At 47.1% G+C, this 19,674-nt stretch carries 18 protein-coding genes; 8 read left to right on the top strand and 10 right to left on the bottom strand.

Annotated elements, in window-relative coordinates; translation table 11 throughout:
- Window positions 1-48: 48 nt before the first annotated feature.
- On the bottom strand, window positions 49-1,170 hold the full coding sequence (locus tag EYC62_02370; GenBank protein ID TAH36510.1) for a hypothetical protein: 1,122 nt from the start codon (window positions 1,168-1,170) through the stop codon (window positions 49-51).
- A gap of 41 nt (window positions 1,171-1,211) precedes the next feature.
- Entirely contained in the window at window positions 1,212-3,548 is a 2,337-nt protein-coding gene (locus tag EYC62_02365) for a cation-translocating P-type ATPase (protein TAH36509.1), read from the bottom strand.
- Between the two features lie 120 nt (window positions 3,549-3,668).
- On the opposite strand from EYC62_02365, the gene EYC62_02360 reads away from it, so the two are divergent.
- Window positions 3,669-4,655: a cation transporter gene (locus EYC62_02360; GenBank protein TAH36508.1), complete on the top strand. Its 987-nt coding sequence runs from the start codon at window positions 3,669-3,671 to the stop codon at window positions 4,653-4,655.
- A gap of 33 nt (window positions 4,656-4,688) precedes the next feature.
- On the opposite strand, the gene EYC62_02355 is transcribed toward EYC62_02360, so the two are convergent.
- Together EYC62_02355 and EYC62_02350 are read right to left on the bottom strand one after the other, a co-directional pair.
- On the bottom strand, window positions 4,689-6,074 hold the full coding sequence (locus EYC62_02355; protein TAH36507.1) for an FAD-binding oxidoreductase: 1,386 nt from the start codon (window positions 6,072-6,074) through the stop codon (window positions 4,689-4,691).
- Window positions 6,062-7,039: a threonylcarbamoyl-AMP synthase gene (locus EYC62_02350; protein ID TAH36506.1), complete on the bottom strand. Its 978-nt coding sequence runs from the start codon at window positions 7,037-7,039 to the stop codon at window positions 6,062-6,064. The genes EYC62_02355 and EYC62_02350 overlap by 13 nt, the downstream gene beginning before the upstream one ends.
- A gap of 141 nt (window positions 7,040-7,180) precedes the next feature.
- On the opposite strand from EYC62_02350, the gene EYC62_02345 reads away from it, so the two are divergent.
- Window positions 7,181-7,876, top strand: coding sequence for a ParA family protein (locus tag EYC62_02345; GenBank protein ID TAH36505.1), 696 nt, complete (start codon window positions 7,181-7,183; stop codon window positions 7,874-7,876).
- Here EYC62_02345 and EYC62_02340 read toward each other — a convergent pair.
- The 3 genes from EYC62_02340 to EYC62_02330 are packed head-to-tail and all read right to left on the bottom strand — an operon-like array spanning window position 7,873 to window position 9,560.
- Window positions 7,873-8,670 (bottom strand): 3'(2'),5'-bisphosphate nucleotidase CysQ, encoded by a 798-nt coding sequence (locus EYC62_02340; protein ID TAH36504.1) that lies wholly within the window; start codon window positions 8,668-8,670, stop codon window positions 7,873-7,875. The two genes, EYC62_02345 and EYC62_02340, sit on opposite strands and share 4 nt — an antisense overlap.
- A gap of 2 nt (window positions 8,671-8,672) precedes the next feature.
- Window positions 8,673-9,170 carry an outer membrane lipid asymmetry maintenance protein MlaD gene (gene mlaD, locus EYC62_02335; GenBank protein ID TAH36503.1) on the bottom strand — a complete coding sequence of 166 codons (498 nt, stop codon included), beginning with the start codon at window positions 9,168-9,170 and terminating at the stop codon, window positions 8,673-8,675.
- Window positions 9,171-9,200: 30 nt separating this feature from the next.
- Window positions 9,201-9,560: an NADH:ubiquinone oxidoreductase subunit NDUFA12 gene (locus EYC62_02330; GenBank protein TAH36502.1), complete on the bottom strand. Its 360-nt coding sequence runs from the start codon at window positions 9,558-9,560 to the stop codon at window positions 9,201-9,203.
- A gap of 188 nt (window positions 9,561-9,748) precedes the next feature.
- On the opposite strand from EYC62_02330, the gene EYC62_02325 reads away from it, so the two are divergent.
- Both EYC62_02325 and EYC62_02320 read left to right on the top strand, forming a co-directional pair.
- A complete protein-coding gene (locus EYC62_02325) occupies window positions 9,749-10,219 on the top strand; it encodes a hypothetical protein (GenBank protein TAH36501.1) in 471 nt (156 codons plus the stop codon).
- 507 nt (window positions 10,220-10,726) lie between these two features.
- Window positions 10,727-11,230 carry a RidA family protein gene (locus EYC62_02320; GenBank protein ID TAH36559.1) on the top strand — a complete coding sequence of 168 codons (504 nt, stop codon included), beginning with the start codon at window positions 10,727-10,729 and terminating at the stop codon, window positions 11,228-11,230.
- Here EYC62_02320 and EYC62_02315 read toward each other — a convergent pair.
- Entirely contained in the window at window positions 11,227-12,702 is a 1,476-nt protein-coding gene (locus EYC62_02315) for a hypothetical protein (protein ID TAH36500.1), read from the bottom strand. The genes EYC62_02320 and EYC62_02315 overlap by 4 nt on opposite strands.
- A gap of 148 nt (window positions 12,703-12,850) precedes the next feature.
- Here EYC62_02315 and EYC62_02310 point away from each other — a divergent pair, with 148 nt between their 5' ends.
- Window positions 12,851-14,008: a phosphoserine transaminase gene (locus EYC62_02310; GenBank protein ID TAH36499.1), complete on the top strand. Its 1,158-nt coding sequence runs from the start codon at window positions 12,851-12,853 to the stop codon at window positions 14,006-14,008.
- A gap of 21 nt (window positions 14,009-14,029) precedes the next feature.
- Window positions 14,030-15,322, top strand: a complete 1,293-nt coding sequence (locus tag EYC62_02305) for an adenylosuccinate synthase (protein ID TAH36498.1) — start codon at window positions 14,030-14,032, stop codon at window positions 15,320-15,322.
- A 77-nt stretch (window positions 15,323-15,399) separates the two neighbouring features.
- On the opposite strand, the gene EYC62_02300 is transcribed toward EYC62_02305, so the two are convergent.
- Entirely contained in the window at window positions 15,400-16,158 is a 759-nt protein-coding gene (locus EYC62_02300; protein ID TAH36497.1) for a hypothetical protein, read from the bottom strand.
- A 250-nt stretch (window positions 16,159-16,408) separates the two neighbouring features.
- On the opposite strand from EYC62_02300, the gene EYC62_02295 reads away from it, so the two are divergent.
- Window positions 16,409-17,668: a pyridoxal phosphate-dependent aminotransferase gene (locus tag EYC62_02295; GenBank protein ID TAH36496.1), complete on the top strand. Its 1,260-nt coding sequence runs from the start codon at window positions 16,409-16,411 to the stop codon at window positions 17,666-17,668.
- 129 nt (window positions 17,669-17,797) lie between these two features.
- Entirely contained in the window at window positions 17,798-18,898 is a 1,101-nt protein-coding gene (locus EYC62_02290; protein ID TAH36495.1) for a hypothetical protein, read from the top strand.
- Here the strand turns inward: EYC62_02290 and EYC62_02285 are convergent.
- Complete coding sequence (locus EYC62_02285) at window positions 18,895-19,464, bottom strand: hypothetical protein (protein ID TAH36494.1); 570 nt, start codon at window positions 19,462-19,464, stop codon at window positions 18,895-18,897. The genes EYC62_02290 and EYC62_02285 overlap by 4 nt on opposite strands.
- Window positions 19,465-19,674 lie beyond the last annotated feature (210 nt).

The raw sequence follows: 19,674 nt of genomic DNA, 5'->3' as shown, positions 1-19,674 counted from the left end.
ACAGCGCTTCGTCCCGCGGCGATTGGATGCAACCTAAAATGGTATGTATCAAGAACGGTCAATTACGTTAGGGCGATTGCCGATCGACCTTGCCATTGGACCGCGCCGGCGAAATCCCGCGAACAATACATACAGGCTGATTAATATCATGATTCCGACATCAAACCATAAAATGCGCGGCGCCAATTGATAATTCAGGAACAGAAAACAAATGGTGCGCAAGGCATGCCCCAATGCGATGGCAACACTAGGTACCGCCATAACCGGGCCAAATAAAATTCCAAGACCATGAATGACAATCATCATTGCGGCGTATATATAATGCTCTAGATGCGGAATAAAACCGTTCTGCACAAATACAGGTTGGAATACGGAAATCAGTAAAGCGTAAACAATCCATAATCCTGTCATAGCTTTAAAATAAATAGCCACGTGGATATTTTCCAATGGCGCGGCGGCTCTGACAATAATCACTCCGCATAAAAAGGCCAGAATCAAAGTGGGCAGTGTGAAGGCCCAAAAATTCTCGAAATCGAAATCCGGCAATTGGTGCATTTGGAATATATTGCTGCTGGTGGAAACAGCCGATGTATTTGGTTGAAAGGACTTTCGTATCCGCGAAAATTCGTCATGGATGCGGTCTATGAACTCGGAATCCGCCTTTTTGTTTGAAATAGCGTTGCCCCCGAGCTTTACAGTGACCCAGCATTGATCTCCAGCGACGATTTCTATCCCTTCTTCGCGTTTTGGCCATGGCTTGTTAGCGTAAGCGATTTGAAACGCCACCGTTATAGGCTGGCCGGACTGCAATTGATAATCGAACTTATGTCCGCCAGAAGCCGCTTCGCGTTTTAATCGTTCCATCCGTTGCAGTAAGAAACTATTTTTTTCGGCATCGCGTGTTAACGGATCCGGCAATTGACTCCAGCCATACATTAAAATCGACTGGCTGCCAGGATGAAGAAAAATCCGTTGGACATTGGTTAAAACTTGCCGCGCCTTGCGTGCTTCGGTTTCATTGCCCAGAATATCATCGCTGGCATCCTGAAATCCTTGTTGCAATAGGGGGGACTGAATTGTTGCCGCATTCATATCGCATATAATAGTGTCGGCAAAAGCCGGCAGGCTGATGGCGCAAAGAATTGTCAGGCACAAGAAAAATCGTTTCATGTCCGGCACTATATCATTTTTTACCATAAAACCGAAATAGCTTATTTTCGCAGCCGCATGCGAAAAGCGTTGCTGACGACTAAAATGCTGGATGCCGACATCATGGCGCCAGCCAAAGCGGGATGTAACAATCCTGCCGCCGCAAGCGGAATGCCGATAATATTGAATCCAAAGGCCCAAAACAGATTTTCTTTTACCTTGCGGCGGAATAAATCGCCCAGTTGGAATAGTTTCATTACCTGCCAGGGATCAGGCTGCAATAACCCGACATTCGCCGCTTCCATGGCAAGATCAGATCCGCCTGCAATCGCGATTCCTACCTCGGCAGTGGCAAGAGCCGCGGCATCGTTAATTCCATCGCCCAGCATGGCGACTTTGCGGCCACGATTTTTCAACGATTGTATTCGTCCGGCTTTTTCTTCCGGAATAATATCGGCTTGTACATCGTCAATGCTCAAAGACTGTGCAACGCGCGTGGCCGATGCCTTGGTATCGCCAGTCAGCAATAGAATTTTAATTTTCCTTGCTTTAAGGGATTGAATGAACTCGCGGCTTTTGGGCCGCAATTGATCGTTCAGGCCAATAACGCCCAATATTTGTTTTTTATCGCCATGGCCAAATACATGCTGACCAACAAACACCATGCTTTTGCCATCCAGGGCAAGTTCTTCCGCGCCGCCTTCAAGCGGGGTTAAATCAAAAAAATGCGCGTTCAATAACCGGCGATTGCCGACATAAATCCGTTGATGGATGGTATCCGTTTCCGCAAGCGGATTTGCCGGGTTGGTTTTTCCGGTAATAAAATCGGCGATCAATCCTTGCCCCGCGATTTCTTGGACCATTTTTGGGCTCCAGATTGGAATGGACTGATCCAAAGCCGCTTTGACAATCGCCTTAGACATGGGGTGGTTGCTGTTTTGCGCGGCAGAGGCCGCCAAGCGCAAAATTGCATGAGTATCTTTGCCTGGTGCGATGATATCGGTAACCGCCGGTCTGCCGAAAGTCAATGTTCCGGTTTTATCCAGCACCATTGTGTCAATCGCTGGCACAGATTCTAAAACATTGGCATTCTTGATCAAAAGATTTTGTTTTGCAGCAAGGCTGATAGACGACATAACCACAATCGGCGTGGCAAGCCCAAGGGCGCAAGGGCAGGCGATGACTAAAACTGAAACCGCATTCAGCACAGCGCGGGCGATTGATTGATTTTGGCTAAGATCATATCCGGCCCATAAAACAAAGGTGATGGCCGCAAAGCCAAGAACCATCGGTACAAAGTAATTGCATATTTGATCGACCCGTTTGGCGATTTCCGGTTTGCTGCTGGCGGCATTTTGCACCAATTTACTGATGTATCCCAGCCGGGTGGCCATTCCGACATTTAATGCCTTAATTCTAAGAACATGGGTCAGACTGATAGTGCCGGCAAAAACTTTGTCGCCAGTTTGCGCGGTGATTGGGGCAACTTCGCCTGTTAATAAACTTTGATCAATATCGCTTTGCCCCGATAGGATGATACCATCCACAGGAATGCGGGACCCGGGTTCAACAATAACGATCTGGTCCGGTCTTAATTGGCGCAATGGAATTTTTTTCTGCACGCCATCCGATTCAATGATTACGCGGGTTCCCAACAACAGGCTTAAATCGTTCAGATCTTTGCGCACCCTGGCGGTGGATTTTTTTTCAAAATATTGGCCGATATACACAAAGCAAATGACCAATACCGAAGCTTCAAAATAATTATGCGGGGCAACGGCAGCCCATAATTGGGTATCCGCTAATAAGCCGTTCCAATTCATATGAAACAGGCTTAGGGCATATGCCGCGCTGGTGCCGATGGCAATTAAACTATCCATCGTGAAAAATCCGGCTTTTAGGGCATTCCAGGCATTGCGGTAAAAAAATCCGCCTAACAGAAATTGACAAAAACTGGCCAGAACAAAAGAAGACAGCACATTTAATCGCAACGCCGATCCAGTCCAGCCAAGAATCATATCGGCGACAAAAATGATCGCCAGTAAAAACGCGCTGGCATCCCGCCATGTTGTCATGGTCAATGACGGCTTGGCAGTTGCCTTTGGCTCGGCCTTATATCCTAAGGCGGTGATGGTATCGATAATCTTATCTTCGGGATGGTGATCCAATTGCCGCCATGTGATATCGGCGGACTGCATGGCAAAATGCACATTCACATTTTCAATTTCAGGAATTCCCGATAAAGCCCGTTCAATATTTTGCGCGCAATTGACGCAATGCATGCCTTGAATGGAAAATTCTTGATGCCGATCCGAAGCGTCGCCGGATTTTTGCAAGGATGCGGATTGAGGCATTCTAGGAAGGCTTGTTTTCCCGGTATTTACAGCTAGATTAGGCATATATAATATCTAGGCGGCACGGCCCCGAAAAGCAAATCAAAATGTTCCCGTTTGGTGGGAATAACCTTGATCTTCGAAACTTGGAAAATTACAGTATTATTTATCAAATAGTTCCATTACATGCATAACAAACAATTGCACCGGCTGCGTTATAACCACGATTATATCGGCGATCATCATGATCTGGCGGAACGGCAAATGCGTGCCGTGCTGTGGTTAACCTCTATTTTCATGGGGGTGGAGATTGCTTGCGGCTATTGGTTTGGATCCATGGCCTTGCTGGCGGATGGATGGCACATGGCATCGCACAGCGTTGCGTTTGGCATTAGCGTTTTTGCCTATATATATGCCAAGAAATTTGCAACCCATGAAAAATACAGTTTTGGCACCTGGAAGGCCGGGGTTCTTGCTGGGTTTGCCAGCGCAGTATTATTGGCAGTCATTGGGGCGAACGTGATGGTGGAATCTTTATCGCGGTTTGTCCGCCCTGCCGAGGTGAATTATAAAGATGCTTTAGTAATCGCGGTAATAGGGCTTTTGGTCAACGCAATCTCGGCCGTTATGCTGCACTCTAAGAAACAGGGCCACAATCATCATTCTCATGGGATAGGTTGCTCGCACGATCATGGCCATCACGACCATCATCATGTCCACTTGCCGGATCCTGTCGATTTGAATCACCGTTCCGCCTATATTCATGTGATTGCCGACGCGATGACATCTGTGTTTGCGATTATTGCTTTGGCGGCGGGATATTATTATGATTTGGGATTCTTGGATTCCATGGCAGGTGTCGTCGGCGCGATTCTAATGTTGATTTGGGCCTATCAATTGACGGTTCAGACCGCATCCATATTGATGGACAAAAATATAGAACCAAAGCGGCTGGAAGAAATCCGCAACACCATTGAAAGCAATAATGATAATCGGATTGCGGATTTCCATGTTTGGCAAGTGGGGCCACAACATTACGCGGCCATTATTTCAATTGTCACTCACACGCCGCAACAGCCAGAGTATTATAAAAATCTTCTAAGCCAATTTTCGGAACTTGTTCACTTATCGATCGAAGTCAATAGTTGCACGGAATCCGCCTGTCATAAATAGAATAATGGCCGATATTATTGTGCGCAGTTTGAATCAGCAAATAAAGATCTTGCCCGGATTTAAAATATTATCCGGGTCAAGGGCATGTTTTATTTTCTGCAATAATTCGTAATGATTTGGATCGGACAATCTTTTTAAATAAGATCCCTTTAACTGACCGATGCCATGTTCGGCGGAAATCGATCCGCGCAGGCGGGTAATTTCCGCATAGACGATATCATTAATTACAGGTTCTATCGTTGCCAGGGTATCCGCCGTCAATCCCGGCAATGTGACGTTAAAATGCAGGTTGCCATCACCCAAATGTCCCATAGTGATTATTTGCGAAGTTGGATATTGCCGGCGGATTTTATCCGGAACCGCGCGCAAAAATTCTTCCCAACAATTTGGCGGTATAGAAATATCGTGCTTAATGCTTGGTCCTGCTTGGCGTTCCGCCAATGGAATGGATTTGCGGATTTGCCATAATTGTGCGGCTTTATGCCGATCAATTGTGGCGTTGCAATCCAAGACGCCCGCCCATTTTTTTGCAGCCAATATAAATTCGGACTCTATTCCGGGCGACGGCAACAGACTTTCCAATTGGATCAAAATATAATGTTCGGCGGCGCGCACAGGTTTGATTAAACTTGCGTCATATTCATGGGTTAGATTCCAAGTCGGCGCAGAAATATATTCAAAAGCCGATAATTGCTGTCCAAATTCATTTTGCGCCGATGACAAGGCGGCAAGACAATTTTTAAAGCTATCGACAGCCAATATCGCAACCAATCGCTGTTTGGGCAGTGGAAATAATTTTAACGCAACCTTGGTAATAATTCCCAAGGTTCCTTCGCTGCCGATCAGTAATTGCTTTAAATCGTATCCGGCATTGTTTTTGGTCAGCTGATACAAATTATTCCAAATGCTGCCATCGGCCATTACTGCTTCGATGCCCAAGGTTAAATTCCGCATCATGCCGTATTTAATGACATTCAGTCCCCCCGCGTTGGTGGCAACCGCGCCGCCGATTTGTACGTTTTCACGTGGCGTTAACATTAATGGAAATAGCCTATCTTGCTTTGCCGCAAAATCCTGTACTTGCGCAAGGCTGCATCCAGATTCCACCGTCATGCTGAAACCGGAGGCGCTGCATTCCAAAATTTTATTCATCTTTTTAAAATTAACCAGAATGTTGCGATCGTTCTGATCCGGAGTAGCCGCCCCGCACATGCTTGTATTTCCGCCTTGCGGGACAATTTTAAAACCATGCTGGCGGCAAAATAAAACTAATTGCACGACCTGGGCGGTACTGGATGGATAAATTAACGCTTCTGCCTTGCCGCGATAACGGCGGCGCCAATCCTGTAATGCCGAATCAAATAAAACACCTGAGCCGATCACGTTCTCAGCGCCGAAAATTTGCGTCAACTCGCGCACGACAATTCCTTTTGGCTTTCACATGCGCGCCGCAAACGATCGTTGATCGCAAGTCCAAGACCGGTTTCCGGAATCGGCATTACGGCAATGCTGGAAAAACCGCCCAGGTCCAAGTCATGCAAATGTGAATATAAATTGGCTGCGGCTTCAATCGGATCGCCGATCGCGCTTAGGTTCAAAACTTTGGCGAATCCATTCGGTATATCCATGCCAAAAGCCAATAAAGCTTCGTTTGGGCGAGGATTATCGCATCCCAGGCGCAATGGGATTTTTGGCGCATAATGGCGCAATAACATGCCGGGGGCCTTGACGGCGCCACCGTCGGTTTTTTGATGAACGGTGACTTTGCCCAGGATGGCTTCGATCGGTTCAATGTCCAAACCGCCCAAACGCAGAATGGTTGGTTTTGATTCGGACAAATCGACGATAGTCGACTCTAAACCAACGCGGCAATCGCCGCCATTCAACACGTAAGGCAATTTTCCATCCAGCGATTCAATGACGTGTTGCGCCTTGGTTGGACTGATATGGCCGGATTGATTGGCCGATGGCGCCGCAAGTGGCAGGCCGGAATATTGCAATAATTGTTGGGCAATAGGGTGGGCGGGCACGCGTATGGCGATGGTGGGCAAGTTGGCGGTGGCCAGACGGGCGATGCCGCTGTTTTTCTTTGCTGGTAAAACCAGCGTTAATGGGCCAGGCCAAAAGATCGAGGCTATTTTTTCCGCCTCCGGCCCGAATTCGGCATATCGTTTCGCTGCGGCAAGATTAACCACGTGTACGATTAAAGGATTAAAGCTGGGACGGGTTTTAGCGGCAAAAATGCGTGCCACCGCCCGTTCGTCCAGCGCATTTCCTGCAAGACCGTATACAGTTTCAGTAGGAATTCCAACCAGGTCGCCTTGGCGCAATGTTTCCGCGCAAAGCGCGATATTCGGAGGGATAGGGGGTAAAATTTGAGTCATTATGCCTTTACTTCTGCCACAAAAAACCTGTGTATGAAATAGCGGCGTGTATCTTTGGCCGCTGCTAAAGCTGGGGATTATTATTATGATAGCTTATCTTAAGTTTTATGGATATTTCCATTCTTTTTATCGAGGTGCCTCATGCGTTCCGATTCGACCAAAGACCCAATTATCGTCACTGTCGCCCAACAAAAGGGCGGTGCCGGCAAAACCACAATGGCTTTGCAACTGGCAGTGGCTTGGCAAAAACAGGGGTATAAGGTCGCCTTGATCGATATTGATCCGCAAGGCAGCGCCGGCGCATGGAGTCATATGCGCGCTCGCGTTCTGGCCGATGCTTATGAAGGACCGGAAGTGGTTGCGATTACCGGCTGGCGCATGGTCGGCGAGCTATCGCGCCTAAAGCAATTTGGATTTGACATTATTATGATCGACTCGCCGCCCCGCGCCGAAGCTGAGGTATCGATCGCCGTCCGTTCGTCCGACATTGTGGTTGTTCCATTGCAAGCAAGCCCGATGGATTTATGGGCAACCAAACCAACATTGCAATTTTGCTTCCGTGAAAAAGTGCCAGCCTTGCTGGTTATGAATCGGATCAATTTGCGCACGAACTTGGCTGCAAAAATGATCGAAGAAGCGCAATTGCTGGGTGCCGAGGTTTCCGATGCGACCATCGGCAGCCGGGTTGCTTTCCAAGCCAGCCTTGCCGAAGGCAAGGGTGTGGTTGAAAGCCATCCAAGTTCCGAAGCGGCAAAAGAAATCGAAACGCTGGCCAAAGAAGTATTGCGCCGGGCTAAAGCCGGATCGAAAAAAACGGTTACCGCACGCGCCGCTTAAACGGTTTTTCCACGCGCTACAAAATGCGGACATGTAAAGTCCGCATTTTTTCCATACAGAATTTCATTTTCAGACGTATCGCGAATGTTTCCGCCGGCCGCCATTACAATGGCGTGGCCGGCCGCCAAGTCCCATTCGCGCAAATGGGTAAAGCGCGGATATAAATCCGCTCTGCCTTCGGCAATATGCGCGAATTTAATCGGGCCGTCGATACGTTCGACTGTGCCGATGTTTTCATGGGGCGCAATCGCACCCAGCCGTTCCGGCTTTGCGTGACCATGAGAAGAAACTATTACACGTAAATTCTTTTCGGGATATGGTTTGGCTTGAATAATTTCCAGACGGCCGCTGGCATTTTGCCGCCAGGCATTATGGCCTGCGATTCCGCCATAACTGATATGCAGAGCCGGGAAATGAATGAAGCCCAGAATCGGCTTCCCCGCGCTAATCAAAGCAATATTAATGGCAAAATAACTGCCGCCTTTGACAAAATTGCTGGTGGCGTCGATGGGATCGATGCACCAGTATAGAGGCATGCCTTTTGGCGCAGATGCCGGATCGGCATCGTAAGTTTCTTCGGTGACAATCGGAATTTGACGTTCCATGGCCGAAATATGCTGGCGCAGAATTTTATCGGAATAAAAATCGGCGTTGGTCACGATACTGTTGTCGGATTTTTTGGTTTCCTTCAGCCCGGCAACGCGCAACGACAGTAATTCTTGTCCCAAGGTAAAGGCAATATTATGCAATTCGTCTGCAAATATTTGCAGCCGGGAAACAGAAATATCGACCATGTTTAATTGGCGCTGGCGCCCGGATGCGCGGTTGTGGTTTCTTCTTTGGCTTTATCGGCGCCGCTGAATATAAACCGTCCCAATAATTGCACTAAATCCACTGGGCTTTGGGTATATTTAATTTGTCCGCCCGCGGGAATGGTTTGATCTTCGCTGCCGGGCACTAGTGACAAGTAATTTCCACCCAGCAAACCTTCGCTGGCGACTTCGGCGACAGTATCCGATGGCAAGTGAATATTTTCTTGAATGGTCATACGCACATTGGCCATGAAATTTTTATCGTCGAGGCTGAGTCCGCTGATGGTGCCTACTTTGATGCCGCTAAGGCGAACGTCAGATCCTATTTTAAGTCCGCCAATTTTATCGAACCGCGCACTTACATCGTATCCGCTTTCTGACCGCAAATCCGCCATCGTATAGGCAAACCATAAAAACATGGCGGCGGCGGCCAAGACAACGGCGCCTAAAACGGCTTCGATCGTATTTTGATGCTGACTCATAATTGTTCCTTTAAAATATAAATGATTATTTTATACGGGTGTCCACGGTTCATAATCGCCGGTGGCCTTGGCGCGCGTGTCACCCTTTAACAGATGGCCATGCGGCAAATATGCATTGGGCGTACCGCTTTGATTGGCTTGGTGCGGACGAATCCATGGCTTGCGTGTAACAAGACCCGTCGATGGCGGCGGCGCATCAACCGTGTAATGCAACCACCCATGCCAATCGGGCGGCACGCGGGTGGCTTCGGCATCGCCATAATAAATTACCCAACGTTTGGTGCGGCGATTTTTAGCCATTCTTTTTTCGGTATAATATATATTGCCAAATTCATCTTGGCCGACTTTTTTGCCGAATAAAAACGTATGAATTCTGGTGCCGATGGTCATTAAGAAAATCCTGAGATATGGGCCGATGATGGCGATGGCGCATTGTCTAAAAAATCACGCGATATTTCAAGTGTTTTAATATCCACCTAAATCGCCTATAAAAAGCCATAGTTGTTATACTATAACATGTTTGCTATAGTATTTCCCTAACCTTACGCTTTCAAACTTCACGCTTTCAAAGGTGCCGCATGAAAAGAAGAAATTTTCTCACCGCTTTCGGGATTGGCTTGCCGGTTTTTGCTTTCGCCAAACGCAGCGAGGCGTCGACATTGGCCAAGGCGCAAGATGCCGGTCTTAAAATTCCGCAAGGCGCTTGGAATATTTTGGCAAAGGCCACCGAAGGCACCGATCCCAGCACTGCAATCACGGCACTGCCAAAAATAAGCGGCGATATCCGCAAATTGAAAGGGCAGGACGTCACGCTAGAAGGTTATCTGCAATCGATTCCATCGCCGGGTAAAAAATTGTATTTATTGTCTCGCGCCCCATTTCATTGCGCGTTTTGCTATGCTGGTGGGCGCGCTTCTTTGGCGTTAATTGAATCGGAAAAACATTTGCCGGCGACGGATCAATTGGTCGCGCTAACCGGTAAGTTTGATTTTCAAGATTCCGATCCTGAAGACTATTATTTTACTTTGCACGATGCGCGCATTGCCTAAAATGCGGTGGATAGCGCATTGAGTGCGGCGCACTCATGTTATCCCCTTGTTCGTCCACAGAAATTCATCCCCAGGGCCGGTTTTAGGCTATACATAGGTTTTAACCCGTGTTAATCATCAAATTATGGATAGTGCAACTATCCATAGTGGTTAAAAGACCACAAACTGCAAAATATTGGTAAGGTTATACACGCTTTTCGAATATTTTGCCGACGAATCGGTCTACAGATAAGTTATAGAGTAAGAATATATAGATATTTTTTCTTCGGGGATTACAAAATTATAATGAATTCGGCTTCCCACCATATCGCTTCCAAAAGAATTTTTTCCTCCAAAGTTTCGTCCGCTGGCCATTGCGCCACTTAGCGGTCGTTTAGTTTACCCTGCCTCCTAACTTGGGGTCTGAGTTTTACTCGGCCCCTTTTTCTTTTGTGTAATGGGTCAGATCGATTACATTTCGTTTATTGTAAAAAGGAGTTTCCAATGCCCATGTCCCAACCATCCGCCATGCCGCAAGCTGGCGATATTATCGAAGCCAAATTAAAATCGCTGGGTGTTGTGTTGCCGCAGCCGGCCGCCCCGGTAGCGAGTTATGTGCCGTTCGTTGTGATCAACGATATGGTTTACATTTCCGGCCAATTGCCGATGCAGGACGGTAAAATCGCGTTTCAAGGAAAAGTGGGCAAGGATTTCACGGTGGAACAAGCGGCGGAAGCGGCAAAATTATGCGCGATCAATATTCTGGCGCAAATTAAAACCGCTTGCCGCGGCGATTGGGGCCGGATCGAACGTTGCGTCAAATTGACGGGATTCGTAAATTGCATCGATGGTTTTGCCGATCAGCCGAAAGTCATCAATGGCGCATCGAATTTAATGGTGGATGTATTGGGCGATATTGGCAAACATGCGCGCGCCGCCGTTGGGGTCAATGCTTTGCCATTAAATGCCGCGGTTGAAGTGGAGGCGATTTTTACCCTTACCCCATCCCGCGCACAATCGAATGATTATTAAATAACTTTACAAGCCGTTGCAAATATTCTTTGAAGAACGCTAGGATGGTGAGAAATTTTCCTTGCCGTTCTGGATTTCCTTGGCGCTGCATTATTGGCGGGATGGAATATGTATGGCGTTCCAGTCGAAGCGCGTCTTTGGACTTCAGTTGTAAATAAATCCGCTATGGCATTCATTTCCACTGTAGCCGGTCCATTTTCTAAAACTTTAATGTAATTGCTGGTTTCCAATATCGCCCGGCGCTCGTACGTGCGTTGTTCGGCGCTACGTCTATTGCCCCGGATTATTTCTGATATCGCATAACCAATTGTGGAACGAGTTTCGAACGACTTTAAGTCATTTTTATGTGCTTGGATGCTGTCTTGTAAAGCTTGTTTTTCTGTAGCCATCGCCTGGGCATAGGTATCTAGTAATCCCTGATCAATAGATTGTACAATCCATAATTGCATTTGATTTAAAATTGATGCGTGCTCGCTGGATGAAGCCAGCTGTTTAATGTTCCGCAAATATTTAAACATATCGGCTGGCGATAGCTGTTTTTTACCGGTAACAATCTCATCAAAGGCCAGTTTAACTTCCGGCATGTCGGATTCTAGGCGTACTAACGCCAAAGCCGTGGGCTGGTCGATAGGCCTTGCCGAGTCTGGCGGCAATCGGCGCTTAGCTTCTGTTTGAGCTTTTTTATGCATGCGGTTGGCAAATAGCTGGCCAAAAATTTTTGAAGCCGAATCGTTTGCTTGATTTTGTTTTTCAATCGCGGCCGCTAACTCGGCTTTTTTCGCTACTTTTTCTTGGGCGTGTTTAACCACACTTTGCTGCAAGTTAATTTTTTGCTGAATATCGGAAAAGGGATCGTCCAATAACAACGATTTAAAAAAATAACCAGTATCCAAAGAATTCCTAATACGTCTGGCAATTCCCTTGATACCGTAAGACCAAGGTTTGGATTCTTCTAATTTTTTTAATCTTGCTTCTTCTATTGCCAGTTCAGCATCATAGTCCGGCACTTTGGTCTGTGAACCCAAAGTACATTTAGTATGTGCTTCTTTTAGCTGTTTATCGGATAATAGTGCGCTTGCCACCAAAAGGGCGCGGTTTAATGGGTTATCAACATCAATAGTTGAAACCTTCCGTGCCTGCTCAGTGCAGAAATCTACCAGATCTGGTTGCGAGCCAATAACACTGGAAACCGTATTTCTTATTTCAGGCGCCTTGCCTTGAGCGCGCTTCATTTCTTCTCTGGCCGTTAGAACGGCTTGCAATAACAAAGCAGCGGTAATTTTCTTAGACTCGCGTAACGGCTCCAATTGAGCTTTGGTTTCTGGGCAATGTTCTAGGGTAAAGAACTGATCAACCAGCGTTTGTAAGGAGCGAATTTTTTGATAAGTCATTCGACCAAGATACTGGGCGCGGACCAGTGGCATGATGTTTTCCGCGAGATTCGAAAGTGTAACCTGGTTTAAATTGCTCATAAATAAGCTTTTCCTGTTAATTGCGTGTCGATAATATCCTTAAAGAATACTTATGTCAATATAATTAAATTGTTGATTTATAATAAAAAATAACCCTTGATTTGGGCTTATATTACGGCAAAGTGGCTATATCGAACGAAATAATCTTATGTCAAAACCCAATCAAAAACCCAAAAATATTAATTTCGGTTCCGGTCCATCGGCTAAACGGCCGGGGTGGACGCCGTCGGTATTGAATAATGCTTTGGTTGCCCGTTCGCACCGCAGCGCGGATTCGATGGCACGTATTAGGGATTTGCTGGATCGTACCAGGCGAATTCTGAAAATTCCGGCGGATTATAAAATTGCGCTAACGCCTGGGTCGGATACGGGCGCGATGGAAATGGCGATGTGGTCCTTGTGCGGATCGCGTCCGGTCGATGCGGTAGTGTTCGATCATTTCGGCGATTTATGGCGGCATGATGTAATGACCGAATTAAAAATAAAAAATTCGCGCGTGTTAACCGCGCCGGTCGGGCAATTGCCCAATTTGCATGAAATCGATTTTGCGCATGATGTGATTTTTTGTTGGAATGGCACCACCACTGGCGTTTGCGTTCCCAATTCCGATTGGATATCGCCAGACCGCGGCGGATTGACTATTTGCGATGCTACTTCGGCCGCTTTTGCCTATGACTTGCCGTGGGATTTGCTGGATGTAACCACTTATTCTTTCCAAAAAGTTTTGGGCGGCGAGGGGGCGCATGGAGTTATTATCTGTTCGCCACGCGCTATGGAACGCTTGGCACAATCGAATCCGCCTTGGCCGATGCCGCGCCTATTTCGTTTGTTAAAAAATGGCAAAGTAAATGAAGATGTTTGGAATGGATCGACCATTAACACCCCATCGATGTTATGTATCGAAGATTGTTTGGATGCATTAAAATGGATCGAAACGAATGGCGGACTTGATGCCATGACCCGGCGCAGCCAGAATAATTTCGCCGCAATCGATCAATGGGTGGAAAAAACGCCATGGGCGGATTTTTTAGCCGAAGAGCCTTCCGCCAGGTCGCGAACCTCGGTTTGTCTAAAAATTATCGAACCCGGCTACCGCGAACTGCCGGATGAACAGGCCAGGGCTATTTGCCGTTCCATTGCCGATACATTAATGGCCGAAAAAGTGGCTACCGATATTATGGGTCATAAAGAAGCGCCGCCCAATATCCGCTTATGGGCCGGCGGGATGGTGGAAACCGGCGATATCCAGAAATTATTGCCTTGGTTGGATTGGGCGTATTCGCTATATAAGAGCAAAGCAAATTAAATTTTCGTGAGGCAGATTTAAATGAGTAACGTGGCAGTAATCGGCGCCCAGTGGGGCGATGAAGGTAAAGGCAAAATCGTCGATTGGTTGTCTTCGCGCGCCGAAGTGATCGTTCGTTTTCAAGGCGGTCATAATGCTGGTCATACGCTGGTGATCGACGGCAAGGTTTATAAATTGTCCTTGCTGCCTTCGGGCGTCGTTCGCGCCGGAAAATTATCGGTGATCGGCAACGGTGTCGTGGTCGATCCATGGCATTTGATTACTGAAATTGAAAGTTTACGCAAAGAAGGCGTATCGCTTGGTCCCGACAATTTGATGCTGGCTGAAAACGCCGTATTGATTTTGCCATTTTATTCGCAAATCGATAAAGCGCGCGAAGAAGCCCGTTCTGGCGGCAAGATCGGCACGACCGGCCGCGGCATTGGACCCGCGTATGAAGACAAAGTCGCGCGCCGCGCAATTCGTTTCTGCGATTTGAACGATGCGCAATTGCTGAAAGAAAAAATTGATAATTTATTATTCCATCATAATGCGGTACTGCGTGGTTTAAACGCGCCGGAAATCGATCGTGCTGCGTTCGAAAAACAATTGGCTGAAATTACGCCAAAGGTTTTGCCGTTTGTTAAACCGACCTTCCGCCATTTGCACGACGCGCAAGCGGCCGGCAAACGCATTTTATTCGAAGGCGCGCAAGGATCGTTATTGGATGTCGATCACGGCACTTACCCTTATGTAACAAGTTCTAATACGGTTGCCGGCATGGCGGCGGTTGGATCCGGTCTTGGTCCGCGCGATGTACATTATGTGCTGGGCATTACCAAAGCTTATACGACGCGGGTTGGGTCCGGTCCATTCCCAACGGAATTGTTTGACGATATTGGCGAAGGCATCGGCCAGCGCGGCAAGGAATTCGGCACCGTTACCGGCCGTAAACGCCGTTGCGGTTGGTTTGATGCGGTCGCGGTACGCCAAGCGGTGCGTGTGAACGGCATTGACGGTATTGCACTGACGAAACTCGATGTATTGGATGGCATGGAAGAAGTAAAAATTTGCACCGCCTATAAATTAGACGGCAAAGAAATTGATTACATGCCAGCATCCGCTGAACAGCAAAAAAGATTAGAAGCGGTATACGAAACATGGCCGGGTTGGAGCGATTCGACCAAAGGCGCAAGGTCCTGGAGCGCATTGCCATCCCGCGCGGTAAAATATACGCGCCGTATCGAAGAGCTGATCGAAGCGCCAATCGCGATGCTGTCAACCAGCCCAGAGCGAGAAGATACAATCCTCGTTAAAGATCCGTTTGCTGGATAATAAATTCGGTCAAAAATAAAAAAACCCCGCTGTAAAGCGGGGTTTCATTTTATGTGCCTCTGTGTGGGAGCTATATCTTATGCAACGCCTAAATATTGCATAGTACGGAATACCACTTCAGAGCGTTTGGTTAACTTGTCTGACAAAGTTTGCACGCCTTCGGCGCTCAATAAGTTATCATTGCCATCAATAAATAGCTCTCTTGATCCAACGGAATTGCGCCAAATTTGAGCGTCTCCACCGGTCAAACCTTGTTCTTCCACTAGTGATTGAGCGTATTGATCCACTTGGGTGACAATGGATTTAAACTCTTCGTTTAATTTCGCGCGTTCCACGGTACTAAGGCCAGGATTTTTTGCCATGTCCACTAATTCCATTAATCGTTTAGTAGCGGCTCCTAAATTTCTCCAACCATCAGCCCACGCTTCTTGACGGGTCCGTGGTGGAGGTATCACGTCATTGCCTTTGGTTGCACCATCGATAGGTTTGGCTTTTTTTGGATCCAGCTCTACGAATGTGCCGTCGAGTTTATCGGCTTTGGCGTCTATTTTTGGACCGTAGCAAACCGGAATGTCGTCGCTTCCAGCCAATCTGGTTGCGTCAACGCTCGATAATTTTGGTTTTGGGCCATAACAAACAGGAATATCTAAATTTGGTTTGATTGGGGTGGCGTTGCCAGCCAATAATACTTTGGCGCGGCCGCTTAATACGATTTCGTCGGCTTTAACGGCTTCACCGGCAGTGGCAGTAATTTTACCTTGCAGAATTTGCGCGTCTTTGCGCCAGGGGGTGGCTTCCATACTTTTTGCGCCAAGTGATAGATAAGAAACGGACATAGGTATCTCCTTGGTAGGTTATGATACTTTCCCGCAATTATAATTTTTTGCGAGTTCTACTCCGTCCTTGGCAGCAGAATAGGCGAAAAAGGTTAAGATACCGTTAGCAGGTGCAAAAAATAAATCGCAATAATACAAATAGAGGGAATATAATCGCTTTATATATAAGATCGATATTGCGGGATATGGCTAAATCGCATAGCTTGATTCGGCTAATAAAATTTTAATCCCTCGAAACTTTATAAATATCATGGAATTTGACTATTCAGCTTTGCGCGCGAAACGGATGAGCGCGGTGCGCGATTCACCGACGATGGCGATGAATAAAATCGCCAAGCAATTGGCATCCGAAGGCAAGCCGGTCGTAAATTTCACGATTGGTGAACCGGATGCCGACACGCCGGAAAATATCAAGCAGGCCGCGATTAAGGCGATTCAAGCAGGCCGTACCAAATATCCCGCTGTGCAAGGAGACTTGGATTTACGCGAGGCGATCCGCGAAAAATTCCGCCGCGAAAACGGTTTGGATTACAGTCTGGAAGAGATCATAGTCTGCGGCGGCGGCAAGCATGTGATTTTCAATGCCTTCATGGCTACCTTGCAAGACGGCGATGAAGTGGTTATTCCAAACCCATTTTGGACGTCGTACGAAGATATCGTCACGTTGTTTGGCGCGCAGCCGGTTTTTGTCGTCACGCCGAAATCCAGCGGATTTAAATTGAATCCTGCGGATTTGGATAAGGCGATTACCAGAAAAACCAAATGGGTAATGATTAATTCTTGTTGCAATCCGACGGGCGCAAAATACAGCCGCAAGGAAATGGCCGCGATAGGCGAGGTATTGTTGCGCCATCCTCACGTCATGATTTTGACTGACGATATTTACGAACATATGTCGTATGACACGGAGCCATTTTGTTCGGTGGCGCAAGTAATGCCAGCTTTAAAATCGCGCACATTGACATTGAATGGAATCAGCAAGGCCTATCGTATGACCGGATGGCGAATAGGGTATGCGGGCGGTCCAAAGAAATTGATCATGGATATGGTTACGTTGCAGTCTCAGCAAATTACCGGCGCAAGCACTATTTCCCAAGCCGCTGCGGTCGAAGCTTTGATGGGTCCGCAAAACCATGTGACGGAACAAAAAGAAGTTTACCGGCGCCGCCGCGATTTAATGGTAACGGAATTGAATAAAATTCCAGGCTTGGATTGCCCGAAACCGGAAGGCGCGTTTTATGTGTTTGTCGATTGCGGCCAATTGATCGGAAAAGTACGTCCAGATAACGGACAGCCGATAAAAGACGACAAAGAATTTGTGGAATATTTATTGTATCACGCGCATGTGGCCACCGTGCCGGGCCAATTTTTTGGCGGGGGTAATGGGCATTTTTTCCGCATTTCCTATGCCGCGTCCGAGGAAAAACTGGCCGAAGGCTGCCGGCGGATTGCCAAGGCTTGCGCCGATTTGACCAGCGGCGAAAATACCGGAAAGACCAAGATTGCTTAGGTTTTCCGCAAGTCTCTAGCGGCGGCCATGGATTGCCGCTATAAAGAGAGTATGCCCGTTTCCTTTACCCTATCCCGTAAGATTATAGTTCTTCTTATTGTTGTCCTGTTTTTAGGATATTTCCCCACATTGGTTTTTGCGCAAACCGAAAATCCTGCTGCGGCTGAAAAAAAGTCCGTCGAAGCAAAGGCCGAAGAAAATGCGAAATCCGGCGGGAATCAAATTGCTGAAACAAAAGCGCCTTTGTCGCAAGATGTGTGCACATTGCCGGAATCATTGTGCGGCGACAAACCGAAATTCGGCACTTATTGGAATTCCCTTTCCGATTCCGAACGAAAAATTATGTTGCAAGGGTTCGATATTGGACAAACATCGGCAGGCCAAACTTCGTATTTAGAAGGGCAGGAAGCCGGCAATATCCGCGCTGGCATTTTAGACCGGCGGATGAATATTGGCGAAACTTATGCTGGCGTCGGCATTGAATTGTTCGTCGATTATTTTAATAAATTATATGCCGATGCCGCCAATAACAGTATCGACTGGTCTTATGCTTGGATGTTGGCGTCGCTATCGTTTCAGAATGAAACGACAGAAAGCGGCGATAACGATGAATTGTTACTGAAAAAATTCCTGCAAACTTATGGGGAATTGCCGGGCTGGGTGCGTATTGTCGATGTTAAAGATGTAAACGTCATCGAAGTCGAAGTTCTGGTGCCGGAACCGTATCGTTTATCGGTGCGTTTGCGCGGCGTTTCATTAAAAGGCGGCGAAGGGAAAATCTTGACTGAAGACCAGAAACAGCGCGGTATTAAATTTATCAGGGCTTTGGCGGCAACGCGCGGTTATCCATTTGAAAATTGCAATTGCACCGAAATGGTCCGCCCGCAATTATTTTATGGATCGAATTTATTTTCTGCCGATGGCATGCTTGAAGCCTATGTTCAAATTAACGAAGCCAATTTCTGTTTGTTAAAAGACCAAGTCAAAGCCACCGATTTTCAGCCCGGTAAAATAGATGATGGATTTGTTTTAAACGAAGCTATTTTAGAAGCTGGCTTGGCCTATATGGATGAAGAATCCAGCGATTATGTGGAATCCGATAAATTAATGCAGAACATTGATGTCGCTAAGGATCGCGGCCTTAATATTTATGGTAAGAAAACTATCCCCGCTATTGAACGCATGATTAAACAAGGCCCTAAACCTGTTAATCAGAATTGCGTGCCTTAACGCGGTGTACGGCTTGCAGCCTGCCGGTGCTGCACAACAGCGGTTGCCAACATTTCTAAAGCGCTTAATTGCAAATCTATACTATCCGATGGTGGGGTGCGGAAAGATGTTCTTTCATGCCGCATCGCTTGATTGCGGTCGCGTAATTGGGGAATAATACCCAATGCCGTTTCTGGATTTCCTGTGATGATGTGATGAACCGCGCGTTGCAAATATTCAGTCGCCAATTCCAGTGCCGCTGGATTGTTATCGCAACCATGGCTTAATTCAACCATAGTCGTGGCGAAATCCGTGCGGCTTTGCTGTAACATGGTTTCTGCCACCCGCCGGAAATTATGTATGCCTAAATAATAATATTGTTCTTCTGGCGGAGTATTATTTGTGACCGCTAAATAAAGGCTCATTGCCAATTTTAAATTAAGAGTATCGGTTGTGATCGGGGTGTTTGGTGCAACGGGTGCTATCAGCTTTTCTGCGCCCGCCAAAATAATCTGTGCTGCTTTTATCTGCTGTTCCTGCTTTTCGGAATTGCGCAGGGCTATTACCGCCCATGATGCAGTTTGCACTGGACGGTCCGATTCTATGCGCAGGCCATATTTAGGCGCACTGGTATGGCCAAGTGGAAAAGAACCGATATATTCCACATATAGCAATATAGCAGAACATAAAATTTCTCTCTCTTGCTCTGATATTCCGCTTTCTCTGCAAACCGTTTTTTGAAAAAATGTTTTGAGCGGTAAAGGGTCTCTTTTGATTATCCCGAAAATTTTGTTGGC

Source organism: Alphaproteobacteria bacterium (genome assembly GCA_004295055.1).
Lineage (GTDB): Bacteria > Pseudomonadota > Alphaproteobacteria > SHNJ01 > SHNJ01 > SHNJ01.
Note: the sequence above shows the minus strand (reverse complement) of the source record. Positions and strands in the feature narration are given on the sequence as shown.

Excerpts from the sequence above, each read along its gene's own strand:
- EYC62_02370 (TAH36510.1), bottom strand. The coding sequence starts at position 1,170 with ATGAAACGATTTTTCTTGTGCCTGACAATTCTTTGCGCCATCAGCCTG.
- EYC62_02365 (TAH36509.1), bottom strand. The coding sequence starts at position 3,548 with ATGCCTAATCTAGCTGTAAATACCGGGAAAACAAGCCTTCCTAGAATG.
- EYC62_02360 (TAH36508.1), top strand. The coding sequence starts at position 3,669 with ATGCATAACAAACAATTGCACCGGCTGCGTTATAACCACGATTATATC.
- EYC62_02350 (TAH36506.1), bottom strand. The coding sequence starts at position 7,039 with ATGACTCAAATTTTACCCCCTATCCCTCCGAATATCGCGCTTTGCGCG.
- EYC62_02345 (TAH36505.1), top strand. The coding sequence starts at position 7,181 with ATGCGTTCCGATTCGACCAAAGACCCAATTATCGTCACTGTCGCCCAA.
- EYC62_02340 (TAH36504.1), bottom strand. The coding sequence starts at position 8,670 with ATGGTCGATATTTCTGTTTCCCGGCTGCAAATATTTGCAGACGAATTG.
- mlaD (TAH36503.1), bottom strand. The coding sequence starts at position 9,170 with ATGAGTCAGCATCAAAATACGATCGAAGCCGTTTTAGGCGCCGTTGTC.
- EYC62_02330 (TAH36502.1), bottom strand. The coding sequence starts at position 9,560 with ATGACCATCGGCACCAGAATTCATACGTTTTTATTCGGCAAAAAAGTC.
- EYC62_02325 (TAH36501.1), top strand. The coding sequence starts at position 9,749 with ATGAAAAGAAGAAATTTTCTCACCGCTTTCGGGATTGGCTTGCCGGTT.
- EYC62_02320 (TAH36559.1), top strand. The coding sequence starts at position 10,727 with ATGCCGCAAGCTGGCGATATTATCGAAGCCAAATTAAAATCGCTGGGT.
- EYC62_02315 (TAH36500.1), bottom strand. The coding sequence starts at position 12,702 with ATGAGCAATTTAAACCAGGTTACACTTTCGAATCTCGCGGAAAACATC.
- EYC62_02310 (TAH36499.1), top strand. The coding sequence starts at position 12,851 with ATGTCAAAACCCAATCAAAAACCCAAAAATATTAATTTCGGTTCCGGT.
- EYC62_02305 (TAH36498.1), top strand. The coding sequence starts at position 14,030 with ATGAGTAACGTGGCAGTAATCGGCGCCCAGTGGGGCGATGAAGGTAAA.
- EYC62_02300 (TAH36497.1), bottom strand. The coding sequence starts at position 16,158 with ATGTCCGTTTCTTATCTATCACTTGGCGCAAAAAGTATGGAAGCCACC.
- EYC62_02295 (TAH36496.1), top strand. The coding sequence starts at position 16,409 with ATGGAATTTGACTATTCAGCTTTGCGCGCGAAACGGATGAGCGCGGTG.